Raw genomic sequence first — 11985 nt, 5'->3', positions numbered from 1 at the left:
GCCCAACGCCGAGGCCCTTCATCAGTTTGTGGATGTGTTGATGCAATGAAGGGCGTACCCCGTGCCGTCGAGCCTGCCGGCTGCCATTGCCCCCCACCAGCGGGGTTCCTGGGCGGGGCAGCTCGACGATCTGGGCACCTCTGGCGCCCTCAGTGGCTGGGCTTGCCCAGTGCCGCCCACAGCAGCCCCCGCCCCCCTGCTGGTGCGCCTGGTGCTCGAGGATCTGCTCCAACCCGGCCGCGCCTGGCCCCTGGCGGTGGTAACGGCCCACATCCACCGCGACGACCTGGAGCGGGAAGGGCTCACGCTGCCCTGCGGCTTCGTGCTGCAGGGTCCCCTGGAGCGGGAGTTGCCGCCCCGGGGCACCGGCAGCGTGCTGCGGGCCTTCCTCGACACTCCCGACGGCCCGGTGGAGCTCAGTGGCAGTCCCCAGCGGCTCAACCCTGAGCGCTATCGCCGCCTGGAGCAATTGCACCGCCGAGGGCAGGGCTTTGGCAGGGGCGGACTGCATGGCCTCGAAGGCCCGGTGATCTACGGCTGGGGGGATCCCCATGCCCGCCTGGAGCTGCTGGTGGACGGCCGTGTCTCTGTGCAGCTGCGCAGCGACGGCCACGGCCATGTGCGTGGCGTGATCCCCCCTGAGGCCTGTGATGGCCGTCCCCATCACCTGGAACTGCGGGATGAGGCGGGGCGCAGCTTGGATGAGCGCATCACCCTCACGCCCTTTCAGCTCACCCCCTGGCCAGCCCTGCTGGAGCACGGCCGGCCGCCCTTCCCCGACCATCTCCACCCCCTGGTTCTGGAGCAGCACCGCAGCCTCAGCACCTGGCTGCAGTGGGCGGAGGCGGGTGAAGTGCCGCTACCGCCAGACCTACCCCGCCTGCATCGGCTGGTCGTCGAGGGCTACACCCCAGCCAGCCCGGTGGTGCCGCTGGAGCGTCCGGTGCAGTTGCCCTGCAGCGACGCTCCCTTGGTGTCGGTGGTAATCCCGGCCCATAACCACTACGGCGTCACCCGCCGCTGCCTGCTGGCGATCGCCTACGCCCCTACCCGGGTCGCGATGGAGCTGATCCTGGTGGACGACGGCAGCTCCGACGGCACCAGCGAGGCCCTCAACCGGGATCTGCAGGGTGTTCGCCTGGTGCGCCATGACCAGGCCCAGGGTTTCAACCAGGCCTGCCAGAGCGGCGTGGCCCTGGCCCGGGGCTCGTTTGTGGTGCTGCTCAACAACGACACCGAGCCCTGTGCCAGGTGGCTGGAGGAACTCCTGGCGCCCTTTGCGCTGTGGCCGGATACGGGGATCACCGGCGCCCAGCTGATCTTTCCCAACGGCCGACTGCAGGAGTCGGGAGGGATTGTGTGGGGCGATGGCCAGCCCTGGAATTACGGGCGCGGTGGCAATCCCTACGACCCCAGGGTCAGCTACACCCGCCAGGTGGATTACGTGAGCGCCGCCTGCCTGGCCATCCGGCTGGCGGTGTGGCAGCAGCTGGGGGGGTTCAGCGCCGACTTTGCCCCGGCCTACTTCGAGGACACCGACCTGGCCTTCCAGGTACGAGCCCAGCAGCTGCGCGTTCGCTGTGCCCCCCTCGCCCGGGTGATCCACCACGAGGGCACAACCTGCGGCATCGACACGGGTAACCCGGAGGGCAGCAAGCGCCTGCAGCTGGAACATGCGCCGCTGTTTCAGCGCAAGTGGCAGCACGCCTTCCAACCATCGGGCCCGCCATCCAAGGCGGCAGCCGAATCCAGCAAAGACCGGGGGATCGTGGGGCGGGTGCTGGTGCTCGACCATGCCCCGCCGCGGCCCGATCGGGATGCCGGCAGCCAGGCCGCCATCACCGAGATGGGTCTGCTGCAGGAGCTGGGATGGAAGGTGACCTTCCTGCCGGCGAACCTGGCCTGGCTGGGGAACTACAGCGAGGCCTTGCAGCGCCAGGGCATTGAGAGCGTCCATGCCCCGTTTGTGCTCTCCCTGGAGCAGTTCCTGCGCCAGCGGGGCCATGAATTCCAGCTGCTCTACCTCGTGCGCTACACCACGGTGCGCGACCACATGGCCGCCATCCGAGAGCATGCGCCGCGAGCACGGCTGCTGTTCTGCACAGCCGATCTTCACTACTTGCGCGAACTGCGCCAGCTGCGGACCGCGGGCCTGGCCGGCGAGGCCCACGAGCAGGCCAGAGCCAGCGTGGCCAGCACCCGCCGCGAAGAACTGCAAGCGATCGGGATGGTGGATCTCACCCTCAGCTACAGCGCCGTGGAGCGCCGGCTGATCGAGGCGGAAACCCTGGGCCGCGCCCCCACGGCAGCCTGCCCCTGGGTGGTGGACTGCGTGGCGCAGCCCCCCTCGCCGGAGGGGCGCGAAGGCCTGGCCTTTCTGGGCAGTTACACCCATCCCCCCAACGGCGATGCCGTGGCCTTTTTCCTGGCGGAGCTGTGGCCGCGTCTACGGCAACGCCACCCCCAGCTGGAGCTGCACCTCTATGGCAGCGGCCTGGATCCAGAGCTGGCCCAGGCCTGGGGTCAGCAGCCAGGGGTCCGGGTGCGGGGCTGGGTGGCGGATACCGCCAGCGTCTACGACAGTCATCGGATGTTGGTGGTGCCCCTAAGGGCAGGGGCAGGCCTCAAGGGCAAGGTGGTGGGAGCTCTGGCCCGGGGCACCCCCCAGGTGCTGAGCCCGATCGCCGCTGAGGGCACCGAACTGCGCCACGGCGAGGAGGTGCTGATTGCCGAGGGACTCGACGACTGGGTGGAGCAGATCGAGCGGCTCCTGGTCGACGACAAGCTCTGGCGGCACGTCAGCGCAACGGCGCTAGCCCATGCGCGGCAGCACTACTCCCGCCACCGCGGTTTGGAGCTGATGGGCCAGGCCCTGCAGCGGCTGGGGCTGCCGGTACAGGAGATCACCCCATGACGATCCCCACCCTCTCCGGCGTGACGGCAACGGCAGTGATCGCCCTGAGCCCCGGCCACCCGCTGCTATCGGCAGAGGAAGCCAATCGGCTGATCCTCCGCCATGGGCTCAGCCGCGACCTGGCCCGGGCCGTGGTGGAGGACGCGGTGGCGACCACCATCCAGCTCACCCCGGAAGAGGAGCTGGCCCTGACTGCCAGCCGCGTCCAGGCGGACGGTGTGGCCAGCCAGGCCGCCCTGGAGCAATGGCTCGCCGCAAGGCACTGGAGCCACGACGACCTGCAGGCCATCGCCACCCAGGCCGAGCGGTTGCAGCGGTGGAGCCAGTGGCGATTTGAGGATGAGGTGGAAATCAGCTTCCTCGACCGCAAGCTCGATCTCGATCGGGTGGTGTATTCCCTGCTGCGGGTAGAGAGCCAGGAGCTGGCGGAAGAACTCCACCAACGGCTGCGCGGCGGGGAGATGACCTTTGCCGAAGCCGTGGAGCAGTTCAGCACCGGACCGGAACGGGACACCCAGGGACTGATCGGGCCCATCGCCCTCTCGGCCGCCCATCCCGAACTGAGCTCCAGGCTGCGAGTGGGTCGCGCGGGGCAGCTCTGGCCGCCGTTCGCCATCGGCGAGCTGTGGTTGGTGCTGCGCCTGGAACGGCAACGGCCGGCTCAGCTCGACGCGGCCACCCGCACCCGGCTGCTGCACGACCTGTTGACCAGCTGGGTGGACGCCCAGGTGGAGGCGCTGCTGCAGGGCGCCCCGCTCGCGGCGGTGCCCCGGCCCGATGGAGCCCCCACCCCATGACAGCTGCGCCCCTCCAGTCCCTGCGGCGTTACCGGCCATTCGATCGGCTCAGCCCGGAGCGGGCTGACGCCCTTGAGGCGGAGCTCGTGCTCCGCCACTACCAACTCGGCCAAACATTGCTGCGAGCCGATCTGCTGCCGGATGGGGTGGTGCTCGTGCTGAGAGGAACCCTGAGATCGCTGGCGATCGACCCCATGGACGGAGAGCTGCACACCCTGGAGTTGCTGGGGGAGGGGGACAGCGCCGGCTGGAGCAGCCTTCTGCGCCAAGCACCCTGCGAACACCTCAGGGCGGCCGCCGACAGCACGGTGCTCATGCTGCCCGCCGGAGCCCTCCAGACCCTGCTCGACACTGAGCCCGAGCTGCGGGAGTGGTACGCCACCCATGGCTCTGCCGCTGAACTGCACCAGGTGATGGAGGCCCTGGGGCGCTCAGCCGCTACCCCCCTGCTGACCCAGCAGGACTGGGGGACCCTGCGGCGCCAGGTGCAGGTGCGCAGCCTCGCGGCAGGCCATCCCGGCAGCCTGATCCTGGAGGCCGATCGACGCTGGTACGTAAGCAGTGGCGGCCCCCTGGGCCAGCCCTGGCCCCTCGCGACCTCGAGCCAGCCGCCCCCGGCCGGTGCCCCATGGCTCAGGCTGCTGGGCCTCCCCCTCGAGGCCAGCGGCAACCTCACCCCTGCCGCAGCTCATGGGAACGACCAATTGCGCATCGGTCACCGGCCGCCGCAAACGGTGGTGCCGCACGACCTGGAGCCCTCCGCCGCCCGCATCTATGCGCGCTCCCCCGAGCCGCCGCCGCCGGCCTTGGCCCGGCAAGGCGGCCTGGTGCTGAGCTCCGCCAGCGGACCCCGTGCGATCCCGATCGCCCTCTGCATCGCCTTGGCCAACTACTTCGATGTGCCGATCAACCGCGATGCCCTCGGTGATCGGGTGGCGGCCCTGCTGCAACGCCAACCGCGGCTGACCCTGGTGAATCTGGGCCAGCTACTGGATGCCATGGGGCTGCAAGTGGTGCTCTCGGAACTCCCCCGGGATCGCCTCAACCGGGTGCCCTTACCGGTTTTGCTGGAGCAGGAGGGCCAGTTTGCTCTGCTGGAGGGGGTGGACCCCGATGGCCGCCTGCGGCTGCTGGAGCCGGAACTGGGGCCCCTGCGGGTGGCACCCGCCCAACTGGGGGATAGCAAAACGGGCCTGGTGCCCCTGCTGTTGCTGCAGCGCAAACAGGACGCCAAGGAGCAGCGCTTCAGCTGGGGCTGGTACGCCCCATTCCTTCAGGAACACCGCCGCGCCCTGGTGGAGGTGCTGGCCCTCTCCGTTGTGATCAACCTGCTGACCCTGGTGACACCCCTGGGCCTGCAACAGCTGATCGACCAGGTGGTGCATCAGGACAACCTCAACGCCCTGATCAGCATCTCCCTAGTGCTGCTGCTGGCGGCGGTGTTGCGAGGGGTATTGAAAACACTACGCAGCTACATCTTCACCGACACCGCCAACCGCATTGACCAGGCCACGAAATCCACAATCCTGGATCACCTGGTGCGACTGCCCCAGATGTTCTTTGACAGTCGCCCTGTCGGACAGGTGATCCACTACTTCCATCAATTGGACCGACTGCGGGAATTTCTGGTGGGTGAAAGCATCACCACCGCGGTTGATTTCCTGTTCAGCTTCCTCTATCTCGCCATTCTGCTCACCCTCAGCATTCCACTCACCCTGGCCTCCCTGGCCACACTCCCACTCATGCTGGTGCTGGCGATTGTGAGCAACCCCATCATGCGCTCCCAGATCAACAAGAGCATGGGCGAGGCAGTGAAAACTTATGCCTATCTGAACGAATCCATCACTGGGATTCAAACCATTAAATCGCAGAATGCCGAGCTAAAAACACGCTGGGAGTTCCAGAACCGCTACTCTCGCTTCATCGGTGAAGACTTCAAACTCAAGGTCACCCGTGAATCCCTGGCCAACGTGGCCGGCTTCATCCACGACCTCAACAGCCTAGTGGTGGTGGGGGTGGGCATCTTCCTGGTGATGCGCAATCAGCTCAGCCTTGGAGGCTTTATCGCCTTTCGCATCCTCAGCGGGTATATCACAGGCCCCCTGGTGAAAATGGTGCAGACCTGGCAGCAGTTCGAACAATCGAGCGCCTCCTTACGCATGGTGGCGGATGTCGTGGATCGCCCCACAGAACAAAGCCAGGCGGAGTCGCTCAACATTCCGATGCCGCCCCTGATTGGACGGGTTCACGTTGTCGACGTGGTGTTCCGCTACAGCGAAGACCAGGATCCCGTACTCAACGGCGTGAATCTGGAGGTGCCAACCGGCTCCTTTGTGGGGCTTGTGGGGGGATCGGGGAGCGGCAAAAGCACCCTACTCAAATTACTCCCGCGCTTCTACAGACCCAGTTCCGGACGGGTGCTCGTGGATGGGTTGGATATCAACAAAGTGGAGCTCTATTCCCTACGACGCCAGATCGGCGTGGTACCCCAGGACACCGTGCTGTTTGACGGCACCATCCGCGACAACCTGCTGCTGGTGAAGCCTGATGCCAGCGCCACCGAGCTCATGGCGGCCACGCGGATTGCCTGCGCCCACGAGTTCATCATGAATCTGCCCAAGGGCTACAACTCCGATGTGGGCGAGCGGGGAGCTGGCCTATCGGGCGGCCAACGCCAGCGCCTGGCCCTGGCCAGGGCTGTCCTGCAGAACCCTCGGCTGCTGATCCTCGATGAGGCCACCAGCGCCCTGGATGCCCGCACGGAGCGCCAGGTGTGCCTGAACCTGCTGGAGGCCTTCCGCGGGCGCACGGTGTTCTTTATCACCCACCGGCTCACAACGGTGCAGCCGGCGGATCTGATTGTGCTGATGGATCGGGGGGCGGTGATGGAGTCCGGTACCCATGCGGAGCTGATGGCACAGCAGGGGTGGTATTTCGCCCTGTTCCAGAGCCAGCAGCAGGAACAGGTGGCTTGACATGACTCCAGATCCCCGCCATGAGCCGTCCTGGCGACAGCGCCTCTGGCCCCGGAGCAGGGGCACGCCTCCGCCGCCAACGCCAGGCCCAGGGGTGGACCTCGTGGGCGCGAGCTCTCCGACACCGGCGGCCAGCCACCCCTTTGGCGGGCCTTCAGCGCCCCAAGACGCCCTTGCAGGGGAGACAGCGCAAGCCTGGAGCTTCAAGCAACCCGTGCTGCTCAACCCAAGCGCGCGACCCACCACTGTGATCGTGTGGACCCTCGTGGGTGGCACGGGGCTGTTGTTGCTGTGGAGCCTGTTGGCTCCCCTGGGTGAATCGGTGGCAGTCCAAGGGAAACTCCAGCCTGGGCGCCGTGTGAAACAGGTGGAGGCGCCCGTGGCCGGGGTGGTGGCGGAGGTGCTCGTGAAGGAGGGCCAGCCGGTGAAGGCCGGCCAGCTCCTCGTGCGCTTCGAGCTGGATCAGGCCCGCAACCAGCTCGCCACGGCCCAGGCGGTGCGCTCCCGCTTGCTGAGCGAAAACCGCATTTACGCCGATGCCTTGGGCGACCGCCGCGCCGATGGCCTCACAGCCAATCAGCGGCTGCAACGCAATAACCAGACGGAGCAGTTGCGCAGCCGGCAGCAGGCGGCCATCCAGGAGTTACGCCAAAGCCAACAACGCCTGGCCGGGTTGAGTCAGTCTTGGAACACTGCCAACGACATTGCCAACCGCTACAGCTACCTTGCCCGAGCAGGTGCCGTGAGCGGCGTACAGGAATTGCAGACCCGCAACACGGCTAACCAACTGCGCTCTCAGGTGCTCGAGGAACAGCGGAGTATCGCCCGACTCCAGGCCAATCTGCAGGAGGTGGAGTCCACCCCGGGGGCGGATCTGCGCGGACGGGTTGAGGCCAATCTGCGGCAGATCAGCGATCTCGATGGCCAGATTCAGGAAGCACGCCTGCAACTTCAGTACGGCCAACTGCACACGCCCTTGGCAGGGACTGTGTTCGACCTGCGGATCAGCCCGCGCAGCGTTGTTGCCGCGGCCGCCCCCGTGCTCGCAATTGTGCCGGGGGGCACCTTAGAGGCGAGGGTGCTGGTGCCCAGCAATGTGATTGGCTTCATTCGCCCGGGCATGAAGGCCAACATCTCCCTCGACACCTTCCCCTCCAACGACTACGGCCGCCTGCCAGCGCTGGTGGGCGGCATCGGCTCCGATGCCCTGACACCCGAGGAGATGCGCAGCACCCTTGGCGCCGAAGCCACCGGCTTGTTCTACCCAGTGGTTCTGCAACTCCAGCGCCAGTCCCTCCAGGCCGGGCAACGCCAAGTGGCCCTGAAAGCTGGCATGACTCTCACGGCCGACATCCAGCTGCGTCAACGGCCCTTCATCAGTGTCCTCACCTCATTCTTTGAAGACAAGCTGCGCAGCCTCGAGCGGCTGCGCTGACCACCATGGCGCCCTGGGATTGGATCTCGCTACTGCCTGCCCATGAGCAACCCCGCCGAAGGCAACACCGCCTCATCCAGAGGATCTGCGGCCAACTGCGGCGGCCGCGGACGGCCATCACCCTGCTGCTGCTGCTCTATCTGAGCCTGGTGTTGGTGCTCGCACAGAAAGCTGGTGCCGTGCTAGCGCTGTTGGCGGCGATGCCACTGTTGCTGGCGCCCCTGTTGAGCGCCTTGATCTACTGGCTGCTCTGGTGCGAGTTCCACCGTTAGCGAGGCGTCAGGCTGAACGCACGCCCTGGGCGGAAGCCCGTGCCCCCAGTCGGGCCAAACTCTGGGCCAACCAAGGGGGCAACAGGGCCTGATCCGATGGCAACGTGACCTGCTCAATCGGGTAGTAGAGGAGGGCTGCAATCAGGGCATTCAGGGCCCGAGGATGGTGCAGATCGGCAGCCACCTCGGCCAACTGCTGACGCAGGGCCCGCTCGTCCTGATTGAGGGGCTCCCGGGCAAAGGGGGAGGCGATCAGGTTGTCGGTGAGCTGTCCAAAGGGGGTGCGATAGAGGCTTTCCAACTGGTCACTCTCCACATCCAGCCACACCTGCGCCACCTGACGGCGCCCTAGGCCCAAGTCGCGACAGATCTCCGGATCGCTGGGCTCGAGCCCATAGAGATTGATCAGCCCACTCACGCGGCCAAGAAAACTGGCATCACCGATCAGCGCCATGGCCGCAGCACCAGTGATCGGCGCCAGCTCGGGCAGGGATGGCAGAAGGGCTGGCACCGGCGGCAATTGCGGGAGCCCCTTGGCACCATTGGGCTGAGCACTGAGACCAGGATCGCAGCGTTCCGCATAGAGGGGTACCAACCAAGTGGGCAAGTGCTGCAGGGGATTGTTCACCTGCATGGCCTCGCGGTCCAGATAGGGCAGCAGAGCCAACAGTGCATTCACACTGCCTGGCTGCTCAAAACCAGCCTGCAAGTAGTCGGTGAGCTGGTGTTTCCAGGCCGATTCAGCCGCATCCAGCGGCAACGCTGGCAAGACGCCCGCCAATAGCTGGCGGTACACCTCGCCAACAGGACCTGTAAACAGGGTTTCCAGAGCATCCACCGGCGCAGCCAGCCAGAATCTTGATAAGCAGCCCCGAGCCGAACGTGCCGCCTGGAGAGCAGCCTGGCAGGGGCGATCGATCACGTCTGCAGCGATCACCTTGAGGCGAGCGATCGACCAGGGGGTGAGCTCCAGCACCACAGCAGGCGTCCCCTCCGGCAAGCATTCCTGGGGCTGCTGCGGCTCCACCAAGCGCAGAGCCAGGGCTCCCGCCCCGGGCTCTTGCCGACCCCAGCCCAACCAGTGGAGCAGGCTCCCCATCACAACGCGCCAACCGCACGGCTTATCGCGACCCTAAGGAGCCTTGGCGGCAACAACGCAGGTGGAGCTGAAGCACTCCAACAGCTGATCCACGGCACCATGCCAATCGCCCGTGCGGGGCTGACGAAAGAGGCGGCTGTTGGGATACCAGGGACAGAGGCTCCCCTCGCGAAGCCAGCGGGGATCAGCACTCCAAGGCAGCAACACCCAACAGGGGCGCCCCATGGCCCCCACCAGATGGGCCATGGCGGTGTCCACCGTGATGACCAGATCCAACTGGGCCACCACCCGCGCCGTAGCGGCAAACCCCTCGAGCGATACCCCGGGATCCTGCAGGTTGAGCCCCAGCCCGTGATGGCGCGTGGCCTCGTCGCCGAACTGCAGGTCGACGACCACGCTTTCGTGGCGCTGCAGCTCCCTCACCAGCCTCCAGATGATCAGCTCCGGCAGGGTGCGTTTCTGGTATTCCCGCAGGCAGAAGGGATCGACTAGCGGCCGCCCGGCTGCTGTGACCAGCCCTACAAGCCAAGCACCTGACGCTGTCACCTCAGGATGGAGGCCAGGCCCCTCGCTAGTCCACAACGGCGAGACCAGATAGCCCCCATGCGGACCGTTGGGCGCCACATCCTGCTGCCCCAGGGCATGGGGAAGATCGAGCAACGACAGGGAATCCGCCGGGAGCTGCTGCGGCTTGGGCCGAACCTGAGGCGGTTCCTGCAACCAGGCCAGACCCTCACGCAACAGCTCCACCATGGAGGCCTCCACCAGCAACTGGAGGCCTCCACTCAGCCCTGCCGCGTGGCGCAGGGAAACCAGCGGTTCGAGAAAACGCACGAATTGGAGCGTGTCGCCAAATCCCTGCTCACTCACCAACGTGAGCTGCGGAACAAGGGGGTCGCCGGTGGGGTGGAGCACACCTTCCATCCAGGGCCGCCGGAGAGCCATGCATGCAAAAGCTTCTGCGAAGCGCTGCAAACCGACCAGCACCTGGCTGTGAGCCCAGAGATTGGCCAAACGATCGGGCGATCCCGGCAAGAGCACCGCTTCCAACTCCTGATGCAGCGCCACAGCCGCCTCGAACTGATTCAGATCCCGTAAGCAACTGGCCAATCCCCTCTTGCTCACAGGACAATCCGGGCTGATTCGAAGCGCACGGGCGTAGCACTCACGAGCCGCATCGGGCAGGTCTGCAAGCCAGAGGGCGTTGGCCTGGTTCACGAGGAACCGGTGATCGCTGGGTTGGGCCGAGGCGAGAGCGGCAAAGGTGGCTGCAACGGCCACCCAGGCACCGTCAAGCTCGTACTGCCGAGCTTGACGGAGCAGGTGTTGAATCACCATGGGCAAGGCTGGGGACAGGCCCGAAAGGAACAGGGCGCCCCCAAGGTGTCGATGACGCCAATTTCCAAATTGGCGGGTAAATGCCGTTACAAAGGTCTTGCAGCAGAAATGCGGTTGATCAGATGCTGTTGAGGCGAAGGGATGCGGTGAACAACTCCGTCCTGAGCCGCCCACTGATCAGGACAACACGATGGCGACATGCACCCAACCAATTGGCCAGAGTCTATTCGACTTTCTGGATGGAAAGAACGCATTCGAAAAGATTGAGGCGATCCAAAGTGGCGAACTTGGACGCGAGATCAACAGCTTTGTGCAAGCACAACTCGATCGCCTGCATGTTGGCTTCAATCAAGATTTTCCATGGGCATCCCATGGTGGACAGGAGACAGGCATTCCAGGCCTGAGCCAGGACGCGATTGTGTTTGGAGCCAGAAATAGCCAAAGTGCTCGCTTCGATCTTGTCAATTCCGAAGGAACACGCATCAGCGGCCCCGATGATCTTCAGCCAGGTCTTGGCGGATTGGACGATGCCCTCACAGGCCAAACCAACCCCACAGAACAGATCTTCAAATCCCACAGATGCTGATGAGAACGACGTGCTTCGCACCAGTGTCCGTTGGTGAATTGGTGGACAAGATCACAATCTTGACCATCAAGACCAGACACATTCAGGGATCAGGGCTCAACCATGTACAGCGTGAGCTTGCCTCCCTGGAGCACGTCTACACCAGAAGCGGCCTCGCCATTGAGGCCCACTTGGTGGAGCAGCTTCAGCAGGTCAACCAGGATTTATGGGAGGTTGAAGATGCACTACGAAAACAAGAACAACGCCAAGATTTTGGCCACGAGTTCGTTTCCTTAGCAAGGTCCGTCTATCAACTCAATGACCATCGTGCAGCCATCAAGTATCAGATCAACATGCAACACAACTCCGAGTTGGTGGAAGAAAAGTCCTATGGCAACGCATGAGCTCACAAGCCTCAACTAAATCTAGACAACAAAAAAGCCACCCCTAGGGGTGGCTTTTCTATCTCTCCAGCAGCAGGCTTCAAGCCAGTACTACTGGTAAAGGGCTGACACACTGGTCAGCGGAGCAAATGTTTTACCTGGCATCGAGCTATTTTCTCAGGGGGCTACCCCCCAAATATCGTCGCC

9 protein-coding genes are annotated in these 11985 nt (G+C 65.0%); 7 read left to right on the top strand and 2 right to left on the bottom strand.

Translation table 11 applies throughout. The features are described from left to right. Positions 1-61 precede the first annotated feature (61 nt). From KBZ14_RS09175 to KBZ14_RS09155, 5 genes are all read left to right on the top strand, one after another. The gene (locus KBZ14_RS09175) at positions 62-2914 is read left to right on the top strand and encodes a glycosyltransferase (RefSeq protein WP_255118026.1); all 2853 of its coding nucleotides are present in this window, start codon (positions 62-64) and stop codon (positions 2912-2914) included. Beyond that, positions 2911-3711 carry a peptidylprolyl isomerase gene (locus KBZ14_RS09170; RefSeq protein WP_255118025.1) on the top strand — a complete coding sequence of 267 codons (801 nt, stop codon included), beginning with the start codon at positions 2911-2913 and terminating at the stop codon, positions 3709-3711. Before KBZ14_RS09175 ends, KBZ14_RS09170 begins: the two co-directional genes overlap by 4 nt. After that, positions 3708-6686, top strand: coding sequence for an ABC transporter transmembrane domain-containing protein (locus KBZ14_RS09165; RefSeq protein WP_255118024.1), 2979 nt, complete (start codon positions 3708-3710; stop codon positions 6684-6686). The genes KBZ14_RS09170 and KBZ14_RS09165 overlap by 4 nt, the downstream gene beginning before the upstream one ends. A gap of 214 nt (positions 6687-6900) precedes the next feature. Then, positions 6901-8121, top strand: a complete 1221-nt coding sequence (locus KBZ14_RS09160) for an HlyD family secretion protein (RefSeq protein WP_255118023.1) — start codon at positions 6901-6903, stop codon at positions 8119-8121. A gap of 5 nt (positions 8122-8126) precedes the next feature. Next, entirely contained in the window at positions 8127-8393 is a 267-nt protein-coding gene (locus KBZ14_RS09155) for a hypothetical protein (RefSeq protein WP_255118022.1), read from the top strand. 7 nt (positions 8394-8400) lie between these two features. On the opposite strand, the gene KBZ14_RS09150 is transcribed toward KBZ14_RS09155, so the two are convergent. Both KBZ14_RS09150 and KBZ14_RS09145 read right to left on the bottom strand, forming a co-directional pair. Next, the gene (locus KBZ14_RS09150) at positions 8401-9492 is read right to left on the bottom strand and encodes a hypothetical protein (protein WP_255118021.1); all 1092 of its coding nucleotides are present in this window, start codon (positions 9490-9492) and stop codon (positions 8401-8403) included. 33 nt (positions 9493-9525) lie between these two features. Further along, positions 9526-10830 (bottom strand): glycosyltransferase family 9 protein, encoded by a 1305-nt coding sequence (locus tag KBZ14_RS09145; protein ID WP_255118020.1) that lies wholly within the window; start codon positions 10828-10830, stop codon positions 9526-9528. Positions 10831-11020: 190 nt separating this feature from the next. Here KBZ14_RS09145 and KBZ14_RS09140 point away from each other — a divergent pair, with 190 nt between their 5' ends. Continuing rightward, the gene (locus KBZ14_RS09140; RefSeq protein ID WP_255118019.1) at positions 11021-11416 is read left to right on the top strand and encodes a hypothetical protein; all 396 of its coding nucleotides are present in this window, start codon (positions 11021-11023) and stop codon (positions 11414-11416) included. Next, positions 11410-11799 carry a DUF6165 family protein gene (locus tag KBZ14_RS09135; RefSeq protein WP_315856139.1) on the top strand — a complete coding sequence of 130 codons (390 nt, stop codon included), beginning with the start codon at positions 11410-11412 and terminating at the stop codon, positions 11797-11799. The genes KBZ14_RS09140 and KBZ14_RS09135 overlap by 7 nt, the downstream gene beginning before the upstream one ends. Positions 11800-11985: the final 186 nt, after the last annotated feature.

It is taken from the genome of Synechococcus sp. HJ21-Hayes, from assembly GCF_024345835.1.
Classification (GTDB): domain Bacteria; phylum Cyanobacteriota; class Cyanobacteriia; order PCC-6307; family Cyanobiaceae; genus Vulcanococcus.
This window is presented reverse-complemented; position numbering and strand designations above follow the sequence as displayed.

What these genes read in the sequence shown, in the direction of transcription:
- KBZ14_RS09170 (WP_255118025.1), top strand. Translation starts at nt 2,911, where the DNA reads ATGACGATCCCCACCCTCTCCGGCGTGACGGCAACGGCAGTGATCGCC.
- KBZ14_RS09165 (WP_255118024.1), top strand. Translation starts at nt 3,708, where the DNA reads ATGACAGCTGCGCCCCTCCAGTCCCTGCGGCGTTACCGGCCATTCGAT.
- KBZ14_RS09155 (WP_255118022.1), top strand. Translation starts at nt 8,127, where the DNA reads ATGGCGCCCTGGGATTGGATCTCGCTACTGCCTGCCCATGAGCAACCC.
- KBZ14_RS09150 (WP_255118021.1), bottom strand. Translation starts at nt 9,492, where the DNA reads ATGGGGAGCCTGCTCCACTGGTTGGGCTGGGGTCGGCAAGAGCCCGGG.
- KBZ14_RS09145 (WP_255118020.1), bottom strand. Translation starts at nt 10,830, where the DNA reads ATGGTGATTCAACACCTGCTCCGTCAAGCTCGGCAGTACGAGCTTGAC.
- KBZ14_RS09140 (WP_255118019.1), top strand. Translation starts at nt 11,021, where the DNA reads ATGGCGACATGCACCCAACCAATTGGCCAGAGTCTATTCGACTTTCTG.
- KBZ14_RS09135 (WP_315856139.1), top strand. Translation starts at nt 11,410, where the DNA reads ATGCTGATGAGAACGACGTGCTTCGCACCAGTGTCCGTTGGTGAATTG.